Source organism: Christensenella timonensis (assembly GCF_900087015.1).
Classification (GTDB): Bacteria; Bacillota; Clostridia; order Christensenellales; family Christensenellaceae; genus Christensenella; species Christensenella timonensis.
In genome coordinates, this window is sequence record NZ_FLKP01000002.1 from 1667787 (window position 1) to 1692258 (window position 24472).

The following is a 24472-nucleotide window of genomic DNA, read 5'->3' on the forward strand; positions in this document are numbered from 1 at the left end:
TTACCTATTACTATTGTATCTTTATTTACAGGGAATGTCAATCAAATACGCTGCTGCCCGCAAGGAATCCTGTCGAAAACGCGATTTGAAGATTAAAGCCGCCCGTAAGCGCGTGAACATCGATGATTTCGCCCGCAAAATACAAATTATGGACGATTTTGCTCTCCATGGTAGATGGATTGATCTCCTTAGTATCCACGCCGCCCGCCGTCACGATCGCTTCCTCAATCGGGCGCGTATCTGCAATACGGATCGAAAAATGTTTCAGGCTCCGGCCAAGCCGGATGCGTTCTTCTTTTGTAATGCTGTTGGTTGCCTTATTTTCGTCCAGCTTTCCTTCCCGCAAAAAAGGATAGATCATCTTTTGCGGCAGCAGGTTGGCCATCACATTTTTTAATTGCTTGTTCTGGTTGGCCTCAAATTCACGCACCAGCCTGGCATCCAGCTTTTCTGCGGACAAGGCCGGCTTAAAGTCGATCTCCGCCCTGATATCCAGCGGCTGTTTTTTGTGGTCGATATAATTGCTGGCAGAAAGCACGACCGGGCCGGAAATGCCGAAATGGGTAAACAACAGCTCCCCTTGCTCACCATAAACCTGCTTACCGTTTTGGAACAGGGTGAAACCAATATTTTTCAATGCCAGTCCCTGCATTTTGGGGCAGATGCCATGCGCGTCTTCCAGCGGCACCAGGGCGGGTACAGGTTTTACAACATTGTGTCCGAAGGCTTGTGCGAAACGGTACCCGTCGCCCGTCGACCCTGTAAGCGGGTACGACTTGCCCCCCGTTGCCAAAATAAGCGCGTTTGCCTGCATCATATCCCCATTTTTCAGGTAAACATAAAATACGTCCTCAGGCTTGCTTATCTTTTCCACGTCGGCATGTAAGGCGCGCTTTACGCCAGCGTCGCGCAGCATTTTTTCCAATGTACGGATCACATCGTTTGCGCGGTCGCTCGTAGGAAATACGCGCCCCCCGCGTTCCACCTTTGTACGCAGCCCGTTTTCTTCCAGTAAATCAATGAGCGCTGTATTGGGAAAAGCGTAGACGGCGCTCATCAGGAATTTGCTGTTTCTGGAGACATTCATAAAAAAATCGCTGGTATCACAGTCGTTCGTGATATTACAGCGGCCTTTTCCTGTGATGAACAGCTTTTTTCCTACTTTTTCGTTTTTCTCGGCCAGGGTGACTTGCAGGCCGCGCCGGGCAGCCGCATAAGCCGCCATCATTCCTGCAGCCCCGCCGCCGATGACAATTACATTATTCTCCATAGATATCTTCATCCACGATCTGTGCGTCCAATTCCTTTGTAGCATAAACGTCGTTTAGCTGCCACAGTTCCTCCAGCCTGTTGAAATTCGCAAACAGGATATCCTTTTTGCGCAGTCCAAGCATGATGATAAGCAGGTTGATCACCGCCAACGGCGCCACAAACGAATCGACGAACGAATTCATATAGCTTTTTGCGGTCAGCGTATAATCGGCGATCTGCGCAGGCGGCGCCGCTTCGTTGTCCGTGATCGCGATGACTTTACAGCCGCTGTTTTTCAAATACGTCATTCCCTCGATGGTGCGCATGGAATAGCGCGGAAAGCTGATAGCGATCGCTACATCGTGTTCGTCCGCACTCAATATCTGGTTGAAGATATCGCTGCCGTCAAAGCGGATCAGCTTAATGTTTTCGTTCATGTAATTCATGTAGTAGTGCAAAAATTCCGCCAATGGGCCGCTGGAGCGCGTACCAAGAATATATATTTTACGCGCCTTGTCGATGCTGTCCACGATCTGCTCGATATTTTTGGTATCAATGTGTTCCCTCGTTACCCGCAGGTTGTTGATATCCGTCTTAAACGACGCGTTGATGACCTCTTCCGAGGTCAGCCCTTCCATCAGGTTGAGGCGCTGCGCCGTCGTCAGCTTCGTCTGGATGACCTCCTGCAAATCCTTTTGCAGTTTGGGATAACCATCATACCCAAGCGCATAGGCAAAGCGGACTACCGTGGATTCACTCACTCCGACAAGGCTGCTCAAAGTGGCTGCTGTCATAAAGGCCGCTTTATCATATTCTTTCAGTATATAATCCGCTATCAGCTTCTGTCCTTTGGACATCTTTGCATAGCTGTGGTTGATACGATCCATCACGTTATTGTTCATAACTGCCTCCGTCAAGGATAAGTTGATAGCTTTATTGTATCAAAGCAAAGTCAAATATGCAATTTTAATTTATCCATCCTGCATTTTGTATCGCCGATCCGATCACATGCAGTCATATTCCACGTGAGTGGCGTTACCGTTATGAATCCCTTTTCGATCCAATAGATATCTGTCTCGTTTTCTGTGTTATATGCACATTCCATCATTCTCCCTGATGGCCAGTAGTACGTGCGCCCAAATGGATCCGTACGCTTCTCATAGTCGTCCCCATAGTTGCATAGGCCGTGCGGACAAGGCTTGATTCCTGCAATTTTCTCTTCGATGCATGCAGGAAAATTGATATTATAAATATAATCGCGCAGTATGCCGAGCTCAAGCTGCTCAATCATTTCCAGCGCGCACGATGCTGTTTTCCGGTATAGCTCATGCGTGTCGGGGCTTGCGCCTGTCAGCTTTTGCGATAAGGCGATAGACGGGTATCCAAGCATACAGCCTTCCATCGCCGCATTGACCGTCCCGGAATAGGCAATGTCCGTCCCCAAATTGCTTCCCAGGTTGATCCCTGATAAAACCAGGTCTACGTCGTGTTTCATAATCTCATAGGTACCCAGTTTCACACAATCCGTCGGCGTCCCCGTCGTGCGGTACACTTCACAATTCCGATATTCCGATATCTCCACCCGTTTCATATTCAGCGGCTTGTCGATCGTCATGGACCTGCTGCAGGCGCTGCGTTCCTGATCCGGCGCCACGACCGTGACCGCGTGCTTTTCCGAAAACGCATTTGCGAGCGCAATAATCCCCGGCGCATAAACGCCATCATCGTTGGTAATCAATATTCTCATGGTTTCAAATTTTGTCCTTTCCAAAACTATTCATTGGCTAAAGCGTATCATATGCCGCAATAAAAAACCAGTAAAAAAGCAGGGATTGCTTCCCTGCTTTTTTCGTTCACACGTATCGTCATACCGGATGGATCATATTTTCCTTATCCAGCATATTGGAATCCAGCTTGTATTGGTTGGCACGCCTGAATTCAAAGAACTTAGGCGCAACCTGCGGGAACATCGCATAGGTCACGATGTCCTCTTCCTGTTCCATCCATCCCTTGACTTCTTCCCTGTACTTATCCATTTCAGGCGGCAGCAGGTCTGCCGGGCGCACGGTGATGACTTCGTCATCGCCAATGCACTTTTTGCGTACTTCCTCATTGACAGGTGCGGGCAGCCTTCCATATTCGCCACGCAGCATCGCCTTGGATTCTTTGGTCACCATTTTATAGCGCTCGCCTGCAAGTACGTTGAGCACAGCCTGTGTACCGACGATCTGGCTGGAGGGCGTAACAAGCGGCGGATACCCAAAGTCTTCACGCACGCGCGGTACTTCTTCAAGCACTTCGAGAAGCTTGTCTTCCGCGCCCGACTGCTTAAGCTGGCTGATCAGGTTGGAAAGCATACCGCCCGGAACCTGGTAAAGCAGCGTATTGATGTCTATCCCCAGCACCTTAGGATCAAGGAAACCGTCGGCTTTGAGCCTGTCCGCGACCTTTGCAAAATATTTTGCCGCCTCTGTCAGCTTTCCTAAATCGAGGCCGGTATCATATTCCGTTCCTGCCAGCGTGGCAACAAGTGACTCTGTCGCGGGCTGTGACGTCCCGTTACCAAGCGGAGACAATGCCGTGTCAACGATATCCACCCCCGCTTCGATCGCTTTCAAATACGTCATATCGCCCACACCGCTCGTATTATGCGTATGCAGGTGGATCGGTACTTTGATATGCTTTTTGAGCACTGCAACGAGGTTATAAGCCTCGTACGGCAGCAACAGGTTTGCCATATCCTTGATGCAAATGGATTTCGCACCCATCCCTTCCAGTTCCTGTGCCAACTCAACGAAATAATCGAACGTATGCACCGGGCTTGTGGTGTAGGAAAGCGCGACCTCCGGCCATCCGCCGTAGCGGTTCGTGCTCTCGATGGACTGGCGCAGGTTCCTCGTATCGTTGAGCGCGTCAAAAATACGGATCACATCGATCCCGTTCTCGCATGCCTTTTTCACGAAGAAATCTACCACGTCGTCCGCATAATGCTTATACCCCAGCAGGTTCTGCCCGCGCAGGAGCATTTGCAATTTGGTGTTGGGCATTGCCTTTCTCAACTTACGCAGCCTTTCCCACGGGTCTTCGTTCAAAAAGCGCAGGCAGGCGTCAAAAGTCGCCCCGCCCCAACATTCGATCGACCAATACCCGATACTGTCCATCAAGGGAGCGATCGGAAGCATTTCCTCCGTCGTCATACGCGTAGCAGCCTGCGACTGGTGCGCGTCCCTCATGATGGTATCCATAATATTTACTTTTGCCATAATTTATATTTCCTCCTCTTACTAAGCGAACAGGGATAAAAGGACACCTGCCGCCACCGCGCTGCCGATTACGCCCGCAACGTTAGGCCCCATTGCATGCATCAACAGGAAATTGCTGGGGTTCTCCGCCTGTCCCACCTTTTGGGATACGCGTGCAGCCATCGGTACCGCGGAAACGCCCGCCGAGCCAATAAGCGGATTGATCTTTCCATGCGAAAGCTTGCACATCAGCTTTCCGAGCAGCACGCCGCCGATCGTACCAAAGATAAAGGCGATGACGCCCAGCCCGATGATGAGCAGCGTATCCGGCTTTAAGAAAGTCGAGCCCATCGTCGTGGCACCGACGGATACGCCAAGGAATATCGTTACGATATTCATCAGTTCGTTTTGCGCCGTGTTGGACAGCCTGTCCACAACGCCGGACTCACGCATCAGGTTCCCGAGCATCAGCATGCCCACCAGCGGCGCCGCCGCCGGTACGATCAGTGAGACAAAAATCGTTACTGCGATCGGGAAAATAATCTTCTCGCGTTTGGAAACATGCCGCAGCTGCTCCATCTTGATCGCTCGTTCCTGTTTGGTCGTAAACAGCTTCATGAATGGCGGTTGTATGACCGGTACAAGCGCCATATACGTATACGCCGCAACTGCGATCGGCCCTAGGAAAGTAGGCGCCAACTGCGAGGTAACATAGATCGCCGTCGGCCCGTCCGCACCGCCGATGATACCGATCGACGCCGCAACATTGGGGTCAAACCCAAACAAAAGCGCAAGGATAAAGGCAAGGAAGATACCAAGCTGCGCCGCCGCGCCCATAAACAGGCTCTTCGGGTTTGCGATCAGCGGGCCAAAGTCCGTCATCGCGCCGACGCCCAGGAATATGAGCGGCGGGTATATCCCCAGTTTAACGCCCAGGTAAAGATAATCGAGCAAGCCGGCCGTGCCGGAGAAGTTTCCCCAGTCCACATGTCCGCCCGCAAATAATTCCGCATGGTACATACCCGCCATCGGCAAATTGGTAAGCAACATACCAAATGCGATGGGAAGCAATAGCAACGGCTCGAATTTTTTTACGATCGCCAGATAGATCAGCAAACACGCTATACCTATCATTACCCACTGCTGCCAGTCGGTAGCATTAAAAAATCCGGTCGATTGCACAAATTTCATAAGAGTATCGCCAAAGCTACTCAAAACAAATCAACCTCCTTTTTCGATGTACGGATCGTTTAGCCGATGACAACAAGAAGGTCTCCTGTCTCCACGCTGGCTCCCTTTGCAACAGCAACAGATTTTACGGTACCCGCACTGGGAGCCATAATCTCATTCTCCATCTTCATGGCTTCCAATATCATCAGGATATCGCCCTCCGCCACGCTCTGGCCGACCGTAACGTTGATGTCAAGGATCGTCCCCGGCATGGGCGCTGAAATGCTAACTCCGTCCGCCGGTGCAGCTGCAGGAGCTGGCGCAGGCGCCGCCGCGGGTTTTGCCTGCTGCGGGGCGGCCGCAGGTGTAGGCGCGATCGCCGGTGCTGCCTGTTGTACAGGTGCGGCAGGAGTAGCCGTAGGTGCCGCAGCGCCTAACTCTTCCACTTCCACATTATAGGAATTTCCGTTTACATTTATCAAAAATCTACGCATATCAGTTTACCTCCGAAAAAATCTTTATTTACCAGTTTGAAAGTTGGGACTCTTTTCCTGCCCTTCCCCATGCCGATCTTCCGTTCACCCTTTTATAGGAACGGATCACAAAGGGCGTAGAAGCCGACCCAGGCATCTCGCTTTCCATTGCGGCCGCTACTGCTGCCGTAAGGACTGCCAGAAGCTCATCGTCCTGCACGGCTACCGTGGGAACCGGCGGCATCGGTTTTACCTGTTTGGGCAGTTCTGCCGTCTCTTTTTTACGTTCCCTGAGGATCGCCGACATCACCACCATGATCACGATGATCAGTGCCAGGCAAGCAAAAACGACCAGCAAGCCGAGGGCAATCGTCTGCCCGCCCATAGCCATATCTTGCCCAAGCGTCATATTGTTACCCATTCTCCATCACCCCGCTTACAGTGGCAACACGCCGTGTTTTTTAGGCAGCTTTTCTTCGCGCTTGGAAATCGCCATTTCCAAAGATGCGATCAATACCTGCCGCGTATGCGCAGGTTCGATCACATCGTCGATCGCTCCCTGCTGGGCAGCCTGCCACGGATTTGCATATTCTTCGATATATCGATCGATGATCTGCCTTTTAGCCGCGATCCCGTCGCTGGCCTTAGCAATTTCGTCCCCATAAAGCAAAATCGCTCCCGCTTCGGCTGGCATCGCCGAAATCTGCGCCGTGGGCCACGCATAAACCATATCTGCGCCCAGCGCTTTGGGACACATGATTGCAAAACCGTCGCCGATCGCTTTTCCAACGACCACATTGAGCTTAGCCATACCCGACGTTGCATAGGCGCTTACCAGGCGTGCAAAATCAGGGATCAAACGCCCCTGTTCTTTTTCGAGATCCACCTCCGAGCTCCCGCAGTTGGTAAACGTGACAGCCGGAATATTGTATGCGTCCAGAAAGCTCAGGAAACGCGCTGCTTTGCGCGCGGCACACTGTGTCAGCGCGCCGTCCGCGCTGTTTGCGATAAACCCGCAAGCATTGCCGTTCAGGCGGCCAAACATAGTAACGATCCCGGTGGCAAAATCCGCTTGGTATTCAAGTACGTCGCCGTTATCAGCAACCGCGCGGATCAGCTCTCCCGCATCTGGTATATCTTCCCCAAACGGGAGCTGGCGGTTAAGGTCGTCGGAATTCATTTCGTAAGGCGCTTCATCTAAGTTGTTGGAAGGCACGAAAGATAAAAGCTTGCGCAGTGTCGCCATACATTCCATCTCATCCGCGCACAAAAATTGTGCAACGCCCGTATTCTTATTATGGTTTTTTGCACCGAACGAAGCATCCGCATCCAGCTCTTTGCCCATAGCGGAAGCGTAAATCTGCGGGCCATGGAGCGCAAGCTCCGCCATACCGTCGACCATCAGCGTAAAGTCTGTAAGAGAGGCAATGTAGGCTGCGGTGCCGATGCACGGGCCCGCAACGACCGAGATCGTCGGGATCACTCCAGAAATATCGCTTAGCTTCTTCATGATTTCCGCTGTGGCACTGATCGCCGCTACTCCCTCTGAAATCCGGGCGCCGCCCGAATCCAGTATGCCGATGACAGGCACGCCGTTTTTGACAGCCATATCCATCGTCTTTAAAATCTTAGCAGCATGAGCCGACGAGAGCGACCCTTTCAGCACCGTATAATCCTGTGCAAACATAAACACCGGCCTTTCATCGATCGTCCCGTAGCCGCAGACAACCCCCTCTCCGGTCTCACTGGCTGCTTCAAGCCCGGGCGTTGCATAGGTACGCTTTAGAAATTTATCGATTTCAACAAAGCTTCCCTGATCAAGCAAGAGCCCGATACGTTCGCGCGCAGTCTTTTTTCCTGCGTCATGCTGAGCGAGAATTTGCTGCTGCCCGCCTAAAAGAGCATCGGCGTTTCTTTTTCTCAACTCTTCCAACTTGCTCATTATGATACCTCCATACAAATTAATAAACCACGGATATCCGCACGCACCCTGCCGCATCCATCCGATAAAAATATACAAAATAATCTTATATGAATAACAAAAAAATTACCCTATATTAAATATATTCCATACTCTCCCCTTTGATTCCTTCAAAATCGGATTATAACTTCAGGCTTTTTCTTAAATACTGCACTTCATCCTGCTTCAAATGCCGGTACTTCCCCTTTTTCAGGTTTCCAAGGCCGATATCGCCGATCCCCACACGCTTCAGGTAACAAACGTTTTTTTCGATGGCCGCAAACATCCTGCGGATCTGGCGGTTTTTTCCCTCGCCGATCACGCACAATACTTCGCTGCGCGCAGGCGAGGAAGAAAGGATCTTGAATACCGCGGGCGCGGTTTTGTACCCGTCATCGAGTACCACCCCCTTAGCAAGCCTTTCCGTATCCTCCTCCGTGACCTCGCCGTCTACTACGGCAAGATACTTCTTTTGCATATTATGTTTCGGATGTGTCAGCCTGTTTGCCATCTCCCCGTCATTGGTTAAAATCAGCAGGCCTTCCGTCGTAAAATCCAGACGGCCGACCGGGTACAGCCGTTCCTTGATATCCTTCACATATTGCATGACGGTAGGCCTTCCGCTCTCGTCCTTGCAGGTAGATACACAGCCTGCCGGTTTGTTCAGCATAATATATACCTTATTGCTGCTCAAGCGAACGGGCTTGTTCATATATTTGACTTGATCCTTATCCGGGTTTACGATGAACCCCATCTCACGAACCGTGATACCGTTCACCTCGACCCTGCCTGCCGCAATGTACTCTTCCGCTTTACGGCGCGAGGCAATGCCCGCCTCCGCAAGAAATTTCTGTAATCTCATTCTTCTCTCCCTTAAAAAAACAGCCTAAGTAGTCAGGCTGTTTTCCACTGATTCGTCCTTGTCTGTTTCCAACGCTTCAAAATCGATCTTTGGCAATTCTTCCAAGGAAGCAATACCAAAATGGCGCAAAAATTCATCCGTCGTTCCCAGAAGCGCCGGCCTTCCCAACGCGTCCTTGCGTCCGATTACCCGGATCAATCCCTTTTCAGTGAGCGTCGATACCGCGTAATTTGACCTCACGCCGCGCACTTCATCTATTTCAGCCCGCGTCACCGGCTGTTTGTAGGCAATGATACTCAGCGTTTCCATCACCGCGGCGGAAAGCGACGTCCGTTCTTCCGGAGCGAGCAGCTCCTTTACTACATCCCCATATTTCTGGTTGGTACAGAGCTGTACCTTGTCACCGATGCGGACAAGCAGGATGCCGTCTTCACGCCGCGCACAGTCTTCCATGATCTCCTGCACCATAATATCGACCTCATCGATATCCATGTCAAAAAACGCTGCAAACGCGGACAAATCGATTGCATCGCCCGATACGAAAAGCGTTGCAAAAATTGCTCCGCTCAACTCATTCTTTGTCAACTTGCCATTCCCCCGTTTTGATATTCCAGCATGATATCCGCAAATGCGCTTTTTTGGCGGATCGATATCTTACCCGTATGCCATAATTCAAGTAAAGCGATAAAAGTTACGGCAACTTCCATGTGCGAAGCTTGCTTTTCAAACAAAGAGAAAAAAGAAACCTTCTTTTCGCTTTTCAAACGTCCAAGTATCTTCTTTTTTTGCACGCGGATACTGAATGTATCCTGCTTGATCTCCACCTTACGATACTGTTCGCCCTGTTCATCGTCCTTTTTTCGCCTTTTCAGGAGTTCCATGAACGCCAGATACAATACGTCGGTATCCGCTCCGTCGATGACAAGCTCCTGTGACATATCCAGCAGTTCTTCCGGCAGCTTGTAATACGTTTGGGCCGCATCCTTTTCCAGACCGGCTAACCGCTGTCCCAGCTCTTTATACATCTTATAAGCGCGCAAACGTTCGATCAGCTCTGTTTCAGGATCCACAAAGTCCTCATCTTCCAGTTCCTCGCGTTTCGCGGGCAGCAGCGCGCGCGATTTGATATATAGCAGCGTCGCCGCCATATTCAGGAATTCACTTGCACGATCCATATCGATTTCTTCGATCTGCTCCATATAGTTGAGGTACTGCTCCGTGATTTCGGACACAAAAATATCTTGCAAGTCAATCTTTGCTTTTCCCACCAAATGCAGAAGCAGGTCGAGCGGTCCTTCAAATTGTGCAAGCCGTACGGTATACCCTTCCATAGACAGAGGTTCCTAAAAGATCGGGATAAAGAGATTGAAAAACCTCATATAGTTGAGGATCAGCCAATCGGAGAATGTCCCTAAGATCAGGCCTGTCACCCCTGTAACGATCAATATCAGCAGGATGATGAAACCGTATCTCTGCAAAACATTGACCACGCCTTGCGCCTTATACGGCAGGAAGCTGCTGAGCACCTGGAAACCGTCGAGCGGCGGGATCGGCAAAATATTGAATACCGCCAGTGTGATATTCAGCAGAATGATATAGCTCATGATATTCTGGAAAATAACATTCCGGAACCCAAACCCATAGGAAACGATATGGAATATCGCGTATGCGACAAAGGACAGGATCATGTTCGCAATAATGCCCGAAAGCGAGACAAGCACATTGTCACGGCGCGGATGCTTGAAGTTGCGGGAATTGACCGGCACAGGCTTTGCCCATCCAAAATGGAACAGCAAAAGGCAAATCGTACCGATTGGATCCAGATGCTTTAACGGATCCATCGTCATGCGCCCTAAATTGCGCGCAGTGGGATCGCCGCACTTATAGGCAGCGTATGCGTGCGCCGCTTCATGTACGGAAAGTGCCAGCAGGACTGCCGGGATGCTGTATAACAGCCCCATCCAATAGTTCGGATCAGCAAAATATGAAAACATTCAGTATGAACCTCGATTCCTTAACTTTGGTTTATTTCTAAACGCATTGTACTATTCTAACACGTTTGCCGGATATCCGTAAAGGTTATTCCAGCTTCTCCACTACGCCGTCTATGAGCGTGCGCATTTTGGAAGCGACCATCTTTCCTGCCTCGATCACTTCTTCCATGGTCAGGGCATGTTTTGCAACGCCGGCCGCAAGGTTGCTGATGCAGGAAATGGCGGCTGTTTTAGCGCCCGCATGCGAAGCAGCCACAACCTCGTGTACGGTCGACATACCGACAGCGTCCGCCCCCAGCGTCCGCAGCGCACGGATCTCCGCCGGCGTTTCATAAGAGGGGCCGACCATATATCCATAAACGCCGTGCCGCAGCTTCATGCCGTTCTCCTTTGCCGTAGCATCGATCATATCCCTGATCTCCTTTGCATAGGCAAACGACATATCCGGGAATCGCGGCCCCAGCTCATCGATATTCGGCCCGGTCAGCGCGTTATGTGCAGAGAAATTGATATGATCTTCCACCACCATCAGGTCTCCCGCGGCAAAATCCGTATTGATCCCTCCCGCCGCATTGGTCAGAAGCACATATTTTGCACCCATCATCAGGATCGTGCGCAGCGGGATCACTGTCTCGGCGGCGCTATACCCTTCATAACAATGAAAACGTCCCGCAAACAGCGCAACGCACTTTCCTTTTTTGCAGCCAAAGGTCAGCTTGCTCGCATGCCCGGGAGCAGTCGAAACCGGGAACCCCGGGATCGATGCATAATCAAACTCTATGACGACCTCATCCAGCGTATCCGCATAATCTCCAAGCCCGGAGCCCAGCACGATCGCGATCTCCGGTTTGAAACCTGTTTTTGATTCGATGTAATTTTTGGCAATGTTCAGTTTTTCCTTCATTATTTTTCCTTTCATTCATCCTGCAACCTTAACTTATCTGCCAGCGTTGCAATAAATTCCCCGTTGGTCGGTTTTCCTTTTTCCGAGCTTACCGTATATCCAAAATAAGCGTTGAAGGCATCCGGGTCGCCCCTTGTCGCGGCCGTTTCGATCGCATGCCTGATGTTGCGTTCCACGCAGGAGCTTTGCGTGCCATGCTTTTCGGCAAGCACCTGGTAAATATTTTTATTGATCGCCTGCGTTTTGCTGAAATCCATACACACGATATAAAGCGCGTCGCGCAGCAGCTTGTATCCCTGCACATTGGCCGGAATCCCCAGCCGTTTTAGCGATACGGATATCCTGCTGTATAAAAGCTGGTTGACGCCCACTTCCGTCTGCCGGTTCATATCCCTAAAGTCCGCGGCCTCCAATATCCGCGACACAAAAACATCCCGGATATATGGCTTCACAAAAAGATAATTGGCATTCAGCTCAAACGCCTTTTTGATGATCAGCTCCTGATTCATCGACGTCAGCACGATTTTGATGATATCGGATTCGAGCATATGCTCCATCAACGCAAAACCATCATATCCTGGCATAATCGCTTCTACCAGTACCAGATCCGGGTTGTACTGGTCGTACAGCGAGATCGCGTTGCTCCCGTCCGTGGTAGACTGAAAGGAATCAGATACGTCCGCAAGCATTTCTTTGATCTGCATCACATACTTTTTACTTTGTTCTACTATCAAGGTGCGCTTGAATCTCGCCAAAAGGTACCTCCGTCACTTTCCGGTTCCGGGAAGCCCGGCTTTAAAACGCGCTGCATTCTGTATCAGGTCCTGCGCATACTTTTCAGAGCTTTCCGATTCAATACCGCCGGACAGGCGCGAGACTTCTGCGACCTTACGTTCTTTCGTGAGCCGCACAACATCCGTATTGGTCACGCCATCCTCCGTATGCTTGCTGATCAGGTAGTTTTCATCTCCCATCGCCGCGATCTGCGGCAGGTGCGAAACGCAGATCACCTGTCTTTCCTGCGCGATCGCCGCCATTTTTTCCGCTACAGTCAATGCCATTTTCCCACTGATCCCGGTATCGATTTCATCAAATATCATGGTCGATATATGATCCATACCGGCTGACAGGTTTTTAAAGGCCAGCATGATGCGCGATATTTCCCCGCCAGATGCCGTTTTACTCAAAGGCTTTAAGGGTTCGCCCACATTCGTAGAGATCATGAATTCCATATCGTCGATCCCGTTGCGTGTATATACGGCTTCATCCATGCCTTTGAGCGGCTCAAAACGCGCCTGAAACTGCGCGTCCGGCATCCCCAGGTCATGAAGCTCAGCGAGCAGCTTTTCCCCCAGGCGCCCTGCCGATTCTTTGCGCGCCTCCGATAAGGCGATATAACGCCCATACAATTCTTTTTTCAGTCCTTCGATCTGCCCCGCCAGCTCCGTCGCCACTTTTTCTGCATTCTGCAGCTTATATAAGCGGTCTTCCGCCTCCTGCAGGTAAGCAAGTATTTCCTCTTCATCCGCTCCATATTTCCGCTTCAGCGAATGGATCAGGTCAAGGCGCTGTTCGATTTCTTCCTGCCGCTGCTCGTCAAAGACGACATCGTCCGCCAAACTGCGCATATCATGCGCGCATTCCTCAACAGTATACACGCTTTCCTGCAATTTATCCGCGAGTACACGGTATCGCTCGTCATAGTGCGTGATTTCCGATAAGCGGGCCACGACCTCCTGCAGCATGGAAAGTACGCTTCCCCCCTCGTCGCTCCCCGCATAAAGCGCCTCATAACCCGAGGACAGCGATTGCGCGATAGTCTGCGCATGCATTATTTTTTCACGTTCTTCCCTGAGCGCATCTTCTTCCCCTGCCACAAGCCCTGCCGCTTCAATCTCCTTGATTTGGAAAGAGAGTAAATCGACGCTCTGCGCCCGGTCACGCTCGCCGCCGCCCACTGCCTCAAGCTGCCTTTGGGCGTCCTTTAAGCGGTCGTACAATCCGTTGATCGCCTGCTTGATCGGTAAAATCGTTTCCTTTCCAAAGCTATCGACAAAATCCAAATGGCTTTTTGCGTACAAAAGCGATTGATGCTGGTGCTGTCCATGCAGGTCGATGATATGGTCAGTAAGCTCCTTTAAGGCCGCGAGGCTCACCACCACACCGTTGATCCGGCAGACATTCTTGCCCGCCGCCGACAAGTCGCGCGACAAAATCAATTCATCCTCAGCGTCCAACTCATTTTTTTCAAAAAAATCGGCAAGGGCTGCGGAGTCGATATGCAAAACAGCTTCCACACGCGCCTTTTCGCGCCCATGGCGGATCAGCTCCTTATCTGCACGCTCGCCCAAAACAAGGTTCATGGAATCCACAACGATGGACTTCCCCGCCCCGGTTTCCCCGGAAAGCACATTCAGCCCTTTTCCAAATTCAATATGGAGCTCATCAATCAATGCGATGTTTTTGATTGTCAGACTGCAAATCATAGCTTCTTCGCTTTCTGTTACTTGTTGATGATCTTCATCAGTTTTCCAGCAATATCTTCCGAGGCCTGCTGGCAATCCGTCGCCACAAAAATCGTATTGTCACCCGCAAGGGTTCCCATAACGCCATTGAAATGCAGGCTGTCTATCACTTCTGCCGCCGCGTTCGCGCTTCCCGAAAGCGTTTTGATGACCAGCAGGTTGGATGCAAAATCAATCGATAAGACCGTGTCCTTAAAAATGCGCATCAAAATGTCCATATCGTTTGTCTTATGCTTTTTATTGACTGCATATTTATACGCGCCGGAGCTCGCCTGCACCTTGATCAGCTGCAGCTCCTTGATATCCCGGGAGATCGTAGCCTGCGTTACCTTGAACCCGGATTCATTCAGCCGCGTCACCAGCTCTTCCTGTGTCTCGATCTCATCATTTTCGATCAAGTCCAGTATCTTATTTTGCCGTTTTGATTTCATATCGATACTCCTACTTTTTTGTGATGCTCCATTGAGCCAGCTTATCCTTTAGCTGCGGGAAAAAGTGGTTCTTATGGAAACGTATAAACTGCGTCGCCGACTGCGAACGGCAGATCGTCACTTCCTCCTGCTCGGAAATCCGCACAATATCCTGCCCATCCGCCGTGAGCGTTACATCCTCTTCCCCGTCAAAAGGCGCCACCTTTATGATATCGCTGAATTTTGCGATGATGCTGCGCGCATACAACGAATGCGGACAGATCGGCGTCACCAGCACGCAATTCACATTCGGCGCTACGATCGGCCCGCCCGCCGAAAGGGAGTAGGCCGTAGAGCCTGTAGGCGTGGATACGATCAGCCCGTCGCCATTGTAAAGCTCCGCGAGCGAATCGTTGATGTACAAGTCAAGCTTTACCATATGGGTACGGTTTTCTTTGGAAATAATGAAATCATTGAGCGCCAGCAAAGGCTTTGCAACGTTCGATACGTGCGCCTCCAGCATCATGCGCTCATCGACCAGGTATTCCTCATGCAATACCCTTTCAATCGCTTCATCCAGGTCATCCATGCCGATCTCGCTCATAAAACCAAGGTGTCCAATATTGATCCCCAGCAGCTTGATGCCATATCCCACATATTTACGCGCCGCGCGCAAAATGGTGCCGTCCCCGCCCAAAACGAGGAGTACGTCCGCATGCCTTGCGTCTTCAAACGTCGATATATCCAGCATTTGCGCCGTATCATCATCATGACAAACCGTACATTCATGCCTTTTGAGCGCGTCAATGACTATACGGGTTGCCTGAAGGCCCGGGTCCTTTTTCTCATTTGTATAGACGCCGAATTTCATCCTGAAAACCCCGTTCTGATTATTAAGATATCAATATTAGTATACACTAAAAATGCATAGATATACAAGGATATACGGAATAAATTTACAAAACTACAAACGCTCGTGGGAGAGCGCTACAATGCGCTGCACGTCCTCCCTGCCCATCCGGCAAAGTCCTGCTTGCCTCTCAAACAGGGCAAGGTATTCGATATTTCCGTTTGGCCCTTTGATGGGGGAATACGTTAAATTGCGGATCGCCAACCCGTTTTCCGCTGCCTTGCCGATCACACTGCAAATGACGTCCTCATGGACGGCCGCGTCCCGCACCACGCCCTTTTTCCCAACATGTTCTTTGCCCGCCTCGAATTGCGGTTTGATCAGCGCAACCGCCTGCATATCAGGCGCTCCTACACGTATGACAGCAGGAAAAATCAGGCCCAGTGAAATAAAGGAAACGTCTATGCTCGCAAAATCGACCGGCCTGTCCTGCGCTTCCAAATAACGAGCGTTGGTACGCTCCATCAGTTTTACACGGCCATCGTTCCTCAAAGCCCAGTCGAACTGGCCATACCCGACGTCCACTGCATATACATAGGCCGCCCCGCTCTTTAGCATACAGTCCGTAAAGCCTCCCGTAGAGGCCCCAATGTCCATACAGACCTTTCCCTCCAGGTCAAGCTGGAATTCCTTCATCGCTTTTTCAAGCTTCAGGCCGCCCCTGCTGACATACGGACAATGATCCTGCCCGACCGCGATCTTTACATCCTCTTCAAAGGTATCGGAAGGCGCTTTCACAAGCTTTCCCTCTACCGTCACCTCGCCTGCGATCACCAGAGCTTTCGCTTTTTCACGGCTTTTGGCAAGGCCCTTTTCCGCCAGCAGGACATCAATTCTCTTTTTCATTGTTTTTGCCCTTCTTAAAACTGAAAAAATGCGCGATCGAACCGATCGTCATGACAATATCCTTGTTCTTTTTCAGGGCGATCCCCTTGCCCCACGCTTTTCCCGCAACGGTAAGCGCTGCGATCAGTGCGGATACGGCAATGGAAATCACCATATCCGGGAATGGGAACTGAAAGACGATCGCCTTCAAGGCGATGGCGGCGCCTGCAGCGCCGCTGACGATCCCGCAGATATCGCCGATCACGTCATTGCAAAAATTAGACACTACATCTGCATTTTTCAGCATTTTGAGGGCATAATGCGCCTTTGTGTTTTTCCGTGCGGACATCGCGATAAACGGCGATTGATCACAGCTTGCAAAGGCCACGCCAACGATATCAAAGAGGATACCGACCGCGATCAGCGCAATGACAACGCCTACGGATGCAAGCAGCGATAAGTTGGAAATAAAATATTCCGCAGCGACGGATACGCCTGCGGAAATAAACAATGTAATAAAAAATATTTTGATCGCCCAGTGCTTGATGACCTTCATCGTTACTCCAATATAAAAATATGGTGGTGACAATAAGGGTAGACCTTGCAGTATTTGGTCCGGTAGGATTTCCCCACAGTCTGCTCCCCGTCGCCGAAAGGAGTGGTTTCCCCTTAGAGCCTGCGGTGCAGTGTTACCTGCTGCACGACCGGATTGCCTGTTCAAACCACACTATAATCCCCTTATTGCCTGAAATACAGTCTAGGAGCTTTCCTCGACAGCACAAATCCGATTTCTAGTCTCTTTTGCCAGCATGGTTTTTTACAGTCATGGTCCCTGAACATCCGTACGCAATGTTTCAGTGATCGTCTTCCTGCTTTTCCACCATGCCAACGCAAGACAGGCTACTCTGTACACAGCGTAGTACCGCATAACAGGTTCCACCCTGCCCAGTAATGAAAAGGTCTCACCACCCAAGCAGGTCTCCGCGAAAGCTGGGTCAACGCCCATATGCCCTTATGGATCGCCCTTCTTTCTTAACTCCCAGCACCAGCCCCCGACGGGGCGTCAGCGGCCAGCACCAGAAACTTCATCGATGTGCCCTTTAACGGATTTTTAGGCCCGCCTTCGAAATCGGCAGTACCGACTAGAATACTGCACCACCATAAACCAATGGTTTACTTTTCCTTCTTTTCTTCCTCTTCCGTAGGTTCTTCATCCGGCATATCCGCATATTCCCCCAGCTTGTATGCCTTCAATATCTCCTGTTTGATCGTTTCCGCGATTTCCGGGTTTGCAGCAAGGTACAGCCGCACATTGTCACGCCCCTGGCCGATCTGCTCCCCATTGTAAGAGAACCACGAACCGGATTTGACGATAATCCCCAGCTGCGTTGCAAGGTTTAAGATACTTGCCGTTTCACTGATCCCCTCGCCGTAATAAATCTCAAATTCAGCCGTCTTGAACGGCGGAGCTACTTTGTTCTTCACGACCTTGATGCGGGTACGGTTACCGATCATCTGGTCTCCGACCTTGATCGTCTCGATCCGGCGCACGTCAAGACGCACAGAAGCGTAGAATTTCAGGGCTTTACCGCCTGTCGTCGTTTCCGGGCTGCCGAACATCACGCCGATCTTCTCGCGCAGTTGGTTAATGAATACTGCGATCGTGTTGGAACGGTTGATCACGCCCGCCAGTTTGCGGAGCGCTTGCGACATCAGTCTTGCTTGCGCACCGACATGCGAATCCCCCATCAAGCCTTCGATCTCCGATTTTGGCACCAGTGCCGCAACAGAGTCGACGACAATGATATCGATCGCGCCGCTCCTCGTGAGGGCTTCCGTGATCTCCAGCGCTTCCTCTCCCGTGCTGGGCTGGGAGACGTACAGGTTATCGATGTCAACGCCGAGGTTCTTTGCATAGACCGGATCGAGCGCGTGCTCCGCGTCGATAAACGCCGCTGCGCCGCCCTGCTTTTGCACTTCAGCGATCATATGCAGCGCTACCGTCGTTTTACCGGACGATTCCGGCCCATATATCTCAACGATCCTGCCGCGCGGCACACCGCCGATCCCAAGGGCGATATCAAGCTCCAGGCACCCTGTCGGAACAACGGATACGTTCATATTTTTCGCGGCATCCCCAAGCTTCATGACCGCGCCTTTCCCAAACTGTTTTTCGATTTGGGCCAGTGCCACGTCCAATGCTTTATCTTTTTCCATTCTCCAAATTCCTTTCTGTTTTCCAATCAATCCTTCAGTACTTTTGCGTTTTTAACCATATATTCGATGCATGAGTATACAGCTAATGCCGCGCTTACCCAAATCAGTATCGAACCGACCGAGACCGGCACAAACATGAACGGCCAGTCGTTTAGGAGCAACAATATGATGGCTACGAACTGTACGACCGTTTTCAGCTTGCCCGACATATCCGCTGCGATCACCACGCCCTTCGAGGCCGCCAGTGAACGTACGCCGCCGATGATCAACTCCCGCGCCTCGATGATCAGTACGGGAATCAGGCCGACCTTACCCCAGTCCATCAGCAAAAGCAATGCCGCCAACACCAGCAGCTTGTCCGCGATCGGATCCCAAAGCTTGCCAAAATTCGATACCTGGTTGTTCCTGCGCGCAAGAAACCCGTCCAGCCAGTCTGTAAAAGCCGCTGCAATGAATATTATAGCAGCATAGATGTTCCAATCAGGTACATTGACAAAATAAAATAATACAAAAAACGGGATCAGTACCATGCGTGCCAGGGTCAATATGTTCGGTGCATTCCATTTCATCGTTCCAGCTCTCCTACACAGTCATAGCTGTATGCTCTTGTAATCCTCACGTTATAATATTTTCCTTCTTCCAATTCCTGTTGCGTTTCAATAAATATCTTGCCGTCTACATCAGGCGCTTCGGCATACGACCGGCCATAGTATGCCCCGGTCTGTGTATCCTTCCCTTCCACCAGTACTTCGTAGACCCTGCCGATACGCTTTTGGTTCAGGTCAAGCGAGATCGAGGACTGCACATTGAGCACCGCGTCCTTGCGGAATTCCTTTTCCTCTTCGTCGATCTGCCCCGCCATCTCCCCGGCAGGCGTATTTTCCTCCTGAGAATAAGTAAATACGCCCAACCTGTCAAACTGCAACTTTTTCATTGTGCTGTAGAGGTGCACGACATTATCCCGCGTTTCCCCCGGGAAACCGACGATCACTGTCGAACGGATGACGAAATCCGGCGACGTCTCGCGAATTTTCCGCACCACTTCACAGGTGGATTCGCGCGTATTCCTCCGGTTCATCGGCTCCAGCACTTCGTTATCGAGATGCTGCACCGGAATATCGATATATTTGACGATATTATCATGCTTCATCATAACGTCGAGAAGCTCGTCCGTCACGCCATTCGGATAGCTGTACAATACGCGCAGCCACTTCACGCCCTCAATTTGCGCCGCCTCGTCCATCAGCTTTGCGAGGTTGATATTCCCTTGAAGGTCACTTCCATAATTCGTCGTATCCTGTGCGATGAGGATGATCTCGGAAAAGCCCTCCTTGACAAGCATACGGATCTCTTCAAGGATCGACTGCGGGCTACGGCTCTGGTAGCTTCCCCGGATCGACGGGATCACACAATAGCTGCAGCAATTGTCGCAGCCTTCCGCAATCCTGACATAAGCGGTGGGGGCAACCGTCGTGACCACCCGCTCGTGGTACGTTTCGTCGAATGTTACATCGGCATATTTGGTAAAATGCCCGCCGTTTGCGACCTCTTCGACCGCCGCGGCAATATCTTTATAGGCCGCCGTACCCAAAAAGGCGTCGACCCGCGGAAGGGTTTCCGAAAGTTCTTCACGGAAACGCTGCGGCAGGCAGCCCGTTACCACAATACCTTTTACATTGCCGAATTTTTTCTGCTGTTCCGCCTCCAGGATCGTGTTGATCGATTCTTCCTTGGCTTCATCCGTAAAAGCACAAGTATTGATCAGCACAATATCGGCCTCTGCGATATCCTGCACAAATACATAATCCTTCTTGAGCTGTGCGAGCATCAACTCAGTATCCATCCTGTTTTTTGCACATCCCAGCGAAATCACGCCAATCTTTACAGCCATACTTACTCTTCCTCTCCCTGAGGGGATACAACCCGGTCAAATTCTTCCCTGGTGATCAGCACCTGTCTTGGCTTACTGCCATCCATCGGTGAAATATACCCATTCTCCTCCAACTGGTCGATCAGCCGCGCAGCACGCGCATAGCCGATCCTCAGCCTTCTTTGCAGCATCGAGGTAGAAGCCTGCTCATATTCCATCACGACCTCCAGGGCCTTGATGAACAGCTCGTCCGTCTGTTCCTGTCCGGCGATCGGCGAAGCGGATTCCTTGGATATTCCATCCAGTACCCGCGTATCATAATCGGCTGTTGTCCGCTCTTTTAAGAAATTCGTAACGGCTTCGACCTCTTTATCCGAAATAAAGCATCCCTGCAGGCGCACAGGTTTGGGAGCGCCTGACGGGTAAAACAGCATATCGCCCTGTCCTAAAAGTTTTTCCGCCCCCGCCATATCGAGAATCGTACGCGAATCCACCTGCGAAGATACCGCAAATGCCACCCTCGAAGGGATGTTAGCCTTGATAATACCGGTAATCACATCTACCGAAGGACGCTGTGTGGCAATAACAAGGTGGATGCCGCTGGCACGGCCAAGCTGCGCGATCCGGCAGATCGCGTCTTCCACTTCGCCCGGCGCGACCATCATCAGGTCTGCAAGCTCGTCTATGATAACAAGGATATGCGGCAGCTTTTCCTGTTCCTCCGCCAGCATGATTTCATTATATTTCTTTAAGTCCTTCGCACCCTTTGCCGCGAACATGCGGTAACGCATCGTCATTTCATTGACGGCCCAATTGATGGCGGAAGCCGCCTTTTTGGGATCGGTGACCACAGGAATCAATAAATGCGGGATATCGTTGAATACATTGAGCTCGACCACTTTGGGGTCGATCATGATCATCTTCACATCTTCCGGCGAAGAATGGTAAAGGATGCTTACGATCAGCGAATTGATGCATACGCTTTTGCCGGAACCCGTAGCCCCCGCAATCAGCATATGCGGCATACGCCCGATATCCGCATATACGTTAGATCCTGCGATATCCTTCCCCAGCGCGAAGGCGATCGGGCTTTTCAGCCGCTTGAAATCTTCCGCACTTACAAGCTCACGCAGCCCGACCGAACTCGTTTCCGTATTCGGGATCTCTATCCCTACCACGGGTTTGCCCGGAACAGGCGCTTCGATACGCACATCCCGCGCGGCAAGGTTCATCGCGATATCATCTGCCAGGTTCACAATTTTACTGACCTTGATTCCCGGCGCCGGCTGCACTTCGTAACGTGTCACGACCGGCCCCCGGCTGACGTTCACCACTTTGGCGCTTACATGGAAACTCGCAAGCGTATTTTCCAATATCTCTACATTCTTGCGCAGGTCGGAAGCCGATGTGCGCCCGCCCTGCCCCTGCGGCATCGCCAGCAGGTTCAGCGGCGGCTTTACATACTTGGAAGCATTCTGTTTGGGCGGGGTCATCAGGTTAGCAGCCCTGGAAACGGATGTTGCGGCAGTTCCCGCAGCCGTACCCTTCGTTTTAACTACGGCCGGAATCGGCTGTGTCACTTCAATCCTGCGCCTGCTGCGCGTTTCCGTCGGTACGTCATCGTCAAATGTAATATCCGTATCCGAAAAGACCTTCCTATATTCCTCCGGATTATAATCTGCAAATTCGTCTTCTTCAGGCATATCCTGCACAGCTGTTCCCTCCGGCTGCGCCATACCTTCCATATTCTCGATCTGCATATTAAACTCATCATCTTCCGGCTCCAGGAAAGCAGCTTCCTGCATAGCATTCAAGTTCTCGATATAAAGCTGTTTTTGCTCCCGGCGTTCTTCTGCCCGCGCACGGTATTCATCGTATGTCGTCTTGACCGCCGTACCCAGGTCCGCGCTCATTTTCTTGATAGAAAGGTTGGTCAGCGCCAGGATACATGCCGCCGTCCCGGTAATAAACACAATATAACTGCCGACAAGGCTCAAAAAGCGATACGTCCAATAGGTGAGTAGGGAGCCGATCGCACCCGCACCCACAAGGTTTGCCGCACCTGCGTCATAGGACGCTTTCACGAAGTCAGGAAAACTGTTTCCCGTCTGGTAGATATCCTCGATCGCAAAGAGATGCACCAGCGAAAACACAAAAAACACCGCCAAGGCCATCAGAACAAGCTTCCCTGCATTGGGATACTTTTTGCGCGCGGCAATAAACAATACGCCGATCACGCCGAGGATCACCGGTACGACATAGCCGATCACGCCGCACAAACCAAAAATAAAGCCTTTGATCATATCACCAAAGACACTGCCAACGCTAAAGTATATTGTTATTGCAGCAAATACCGCCAGTCCGATAATGACGATACCGATTATTTCGCCTGCTTTTGATGTGCTTTTTTTCTTTTTCCTCTTGCGCGCCGTCGCCATATTATCCCCTCAAAAAACCAAAAAACCTGATATCATATTATAGCACCGAAACAAATTTTTTTCAAATCCGTCCGCCGCTTTCCGCAATAATATTTTTCAGCGGTTCCTCGTCGGGAATGTTCCCTACACCGGTCAGCGTCAGGTTGCTTAAATCGATACAGTAACCGGCAACATCCATGACCTCATCATATTTTACTTCTTCTATCATCTGCAGGACTTCTTCATCCGAATACACTTTTCCGGTAAGCAAAAGCGCCTTTCCGATCGCACTCATTTTGGACGAGGTGCTTTCCAGCGAGAGGATCATGCTGCCCTTCAGCTGTTCCTTGCTTTGCAAAAATTCTTCCTTCGTAATCCCGTCTTTTTTAACCAGCATCAGCTCCCGCAGGATCATTTCCGTCACTTTTTCCGCATTGCCTGCCATCGTTCCCGCATATACGCCGTACATGCCTGTGTCCCTGTAAAGCGCAGGATAAGTAAATACGGAATACGCCATGCCCATCTCTTCCCTTATTTTCTGGAACAAGCGCGAGCTCATGGAGCCGCCCACTACATTATTGAGGATATTGAGTGCAAAACGCTTTTGATCCCTGATATCAAAGCATGGCATCCCCATGCACAGATGCACCTGCTCGATTTCACGCTTGTTTACACGAAATCCGCTGTGCGTACGGAAACCGCCGCAGTTGGAAAATGCAGGCAGCTTCAAGTCGTTTTTATTAACGTCCGTCAGATAGCGGTTCAGGGATTCTTTCAGCTCCCGCTCATCAAAGTTACCGGCTACCGCGATCACGATGTTGGAAGCGGTATAATAGCGCTGCATATAGGAAACGAGGTCATCCCTTGAAAACCGCCTGATGTTTTCCGGCGGGCCAATGATCGTTTTGGACAGCGAACATCCGTCAAAGAAAGTGCTTGAAATGAGATCCATCGCGGCATCTTCCGGATTGTCGTTGCTCATGGCGATTTCTTCCAGCACTACGCCCTTTTCCTTTTCCAGCTCCACCGGGTCAAGCGTCGCGTTGCAGAAAAGATCTGTCAGGATCTCAAGCCCTGCGTCCAGCTTTTCATCGATCACTTTGATATAATAACAGGTACATTCTTTGGACGTAAAGGCATTGATCTGTCCGCCTATATTGTCCACATCCACCGCAATCTGTTTCGCACTGCGCTTCTTTGTGCCTTTGAACAGCATATGCTCGATCAGGTGCGAAATACCGTTTTCCTCCGGCGTTTCCGTGATCGAACCCGCACCGACCCAGACGCCTACCGTCACCGAATGGAAGTTCGGCAGTTTTTCCGCGATCAGCGTAACGCCGCTCTTCAATTTTTCGTTGATAAATACTGTACTCATAAATAACTACTCCCTGCGCACACAGGCGCATCGTAATAAAAAAGCCGGGGATACCGGCTTTTTACCA

The 24472-nt window shown here is 50.9% G+C and carries 24 protein-coding genes; all 24 read right to left on the reverse strand.

Features of this window, described 5'->3' with window-relative positions; translation table 11 throughout:
* Positions 1–37 precede the first annotated feature (37 nt).
* Complete coding sequence (locus tag BN6471_RS09380; protein WP_066648132.1) at positions 38–1270, reverse strand: BaiN/RdsA family NAD(P)/FAD-dependent oxidoreductase; 1233 nt, start codon at positions 1268–1270, stop codon at positions 38–40.
* Positions 1260–2153 (reverse strand): MurR/RpiR family transcriptional regulator, encoded by an 894-nt coding sequence (locus BN6471_RS09385; RefSeq protein ID WP_066648134.1) that lies wholly within the window; start codon positions 2151–2153, stop codon positions 1260–1262. Before BN6471_RS09385 ends, BN6471_RS09380 begins: the two co-directional genes overlap by 11 nt.
* 50 nt (positions 2154–2203) lie before the next feature.
* Complete coding sequence (surE, locus tag BN6471_RS09390; RefSeq protein WP_147554011.1) at positions 2204–3022, reverse strand: 5'/3'-nucleotidase SurE; 819 nt, start codon at positions 3020–3022, stop codon at positions 2204–2206.
* Positions 3023–3116: 94 nt separating this feature from the next.
* On the reverse strand, positions 3117–4514 hold the full coding sequence (locus BN6471_RS09395; RefSeq protein WP_066648140.1) for an oxaloacetate decarboxylase subunit alpha: 1398 nt from the start codon (positions 4512–4514) through the stop codon (positions 3117–3119).
* A gap of 21 nt (positions 4515–4535) precedes the next feature.
* On the reverse strand, positions 4536–5684 hold the full coding sequence (locus BN6471_RS09400) for a sodium ion-translocating decarboxylase subunit beta (RefSeq protein ID WP_066648142.1): 1149 nt from the start codon (positions 5682–5684) through the stop codon (positions 4536–4538).
* A 59-nt stretch (positions 5685–5743) separates the two neighbouring features.
* Positions 5744–6157, reverse strand: coding sequence for a biotin/lipoyl-containing protein (locus BN6471_RS09405; protein WP_066648143.1), 414 nt, complete (start codon positions 6155–6157; stop codon positions 5744–5746).
* Positions 6158–6185: 28 nt separating this feature from the next.
* A complete protein-coding gene (locus BN6471_RS09410; RefSeq protein WP_082903423.1) occupies positions 6186–6557 on the reverse strand; it encodes an OadG family protein in 372 nt (123 codons plus the stop codon).
* A 15-nt stretch (positions 6558–6572) separates the two neighbouring features.
* Positions 6573–8078: an acyl-CoA carboxylase subunit beta gene (locus tag BN6471_RS09415; protein WP_066648146.1), complete on the reverse strand. Its 1506-nt coding sequence runs from the start codon at positions 8076–8078 to the stop codon at positions 6573–6575.
* A gap of 160 nt (positions 8079–8238) precedes the next feature.
* Positions 8239–8958, reverse strand: a complete 720-nt coding sequence (locus BN6471_RS09420) for a pseudouridine synthase (protein ID WP_066648148.1) — start codon at positions 8956–8958, stop codon at positions 8239–8241.
* Between the two features lie 24 nt (positions 8959–8982).
* Positions 8983–9543 carry an SMC-Scp complex subunit ScpB gene (gene scpB, locus BN6471_RS09425; protein ID WP_162270199.1) on the reverse strand — a complete coding sequence of 187 codons (561 nt, stop codon included), beginning with the start codon at positions 9541–9543 and terminating at the stop codon, positions 8983–8985.
* Entirely contained in the window at positions 9540–10289 is a 750-nt protein-coding gene (locus BN6471_RS09430) for a segregation and condensation protein A (protein WP_066648155.1), read from the reverse strand. The genes scpB and BN6471_RS09430 overlap by 4 nt, the downstream gene beginning before the upstream one ends.
* A 12-nt stretch (positions 10290–10301) precedes the next feature.
* On the reverse strand, positions 10302–10952 hold the full coding sequence (locus BN6471_RS09435; protein WP_066648158.1) for a site-2 protease family protein: 651 nt from the start codon (positions 10950–10952) through the stop codon (positions 10302–10304).
* 85 nt (positions 10953–11037) lie between these two features.
* Positions 11038–11856, reverse strand: coding sequence for a purine-nucleoside phosphorylase (locus BN6471_RS09440; RefSeq protein WP_066648163.1), 819 nt, complete (start codon positions 11854–11856; stop codon positions 11038–11040).
* 11 nt (positions 11857–11867) lie between these two features.
* On the reverse strand, positions 11868–12611 hold the full coding sequence (locus BN6471_RS09445) for a sporulation initiation factor Spo0A C-terminal domain-containing protein (RefSeq protein WP_066648166.1): 744 nt from the start codon (positions 12609–12611) through the stop codon (positions 11868–11870).
* A gap of 12 nt (positions 12612–12623) precedes the next feature.
* Positions 12624–14342 (reverse strand): DNA repair protein RecN, encoded by a 1719-nt coding sequence (recN, locus tag BN6471_RS09450; RefSeq protein WP_066648169.1) that lies wholly within the window; start codon positions 14340–14342, stop codon positions 12624–12626.
* Between the two features lie 17 nt (positions 14343–14359).
* Positions 14360–14812 carry an arginine repressor gene (locus BN6471_RS09455; RefSeq protein WP_066648171.1) on the reverse strand — a complete coding sequence of 151 codons (453 nt, stop codon included), beginning with the start codon at positions 14810–14812 and terminating at the stop codon, positions 14360–14362.
* Between the two features lie 10 nt (positions 14813–14822).
* Positions 14823–15662: an NAD(+)/NADH kinase gene (locus tag BN6471_RS09460; protein WP_066648173.1), complete on the reverse strand. Its 840-nt coding sequence runs from the start codon at positions 15660–15662 to the stop codon at positions 14823–14825.
* A gap of 93 nt (positions 15663–15755) precedes the next feature.
* The gene (locus BN6471_RS09465) at positions 15756–16547 is read right to left on the reverse strand and encodes a TlyA family RNA methyltransferase (protein ID WP_066648175.1); all 792 of its coding nucleotides are present in this window, start codon (positions 16545–16547) and stop codon (positions 15756–15758) included.
* On the reverse strand, positions 16531–17082 hold the full coding sequence (locus tag BN6471_RS09470) for a hypothetical protein (RefSeq protein ID WP_066648178.1): 552 nt from the start codon (positions 17080–17082) through the stop codon (positions 16531–16533). The genes BN6471_RS09465 and BN6471_RS09470 overlap by 17 nt, the downstream gene beginning before the upstream one ends.
* Before the next feature lie 617 nt (positions 17083–17699).
* Positions 17700–18743 carry a recombinase RecA gene (recA, locus tag BN6471_RS09475; RefSeq protein WP_066648184.1) on the reverse strand — a complete coding sequence of 348 codons (1044 nt, stop codon included), beginning with the start codon at positions 18741–18743 and terminating at the stop codon, positions 17700–17702.
* Between the two features lie 26 nt (positions 18744–18769).
* Complete coding sequence (pgsA, locus tag BN6471_RS09480; RefSeq protein ID WP_066648186.1) at positions 18770–19312, reverse strand: CDP-diacylglycerol--glycerol-3-phosphate 3-phosphatidyltransferase; 543 nt, start codon at positions 19310–19312, stop codon at positions 18770–18772.
* The gene (gene rimO, locus BN6471_RS09485; RefSeq protein ID WP_066648188.1) at positions 19309–20634 is read right to left on the reverse strand and encodes a 30S ribosomal protein S12 methylthiotransferase RimO; all 1326 of its coding nucleotides are present in this window, start codon (positions 20632–20634) and stop codon (positions 19309–19311) included. Before rimO ends, pgsA begins: the two co-directional genes overlap by 4 nt.
* Before the next feature lie 2 nt (positions 20635–20636).
* Positions 20637–23051, reverse strand: a complete 2415-nt coding sequence (locus tag BN6471_RS09490) for an FtsK/SpoIIIE family DNA translocase (RefSeq protein WP_066648190.1) — start codon at positions 23049–23051, stop codon at positions 20637–20639.
* A 61-nt stretch (positions 23052–23112) separates the two neighbouring features.
* A complete protein-coding gene (locus tag BN6471_RS09495; RefSeq protein WP_066648192.1) occupies positions 23113–24405 on the reverse strand; it encodes a M16 family metallopeptidase in 1293 nt (430 codons plus the stop codon).
* Between the last annotated feature and the right edge of the window lie 67 nt (positions 24406–24472).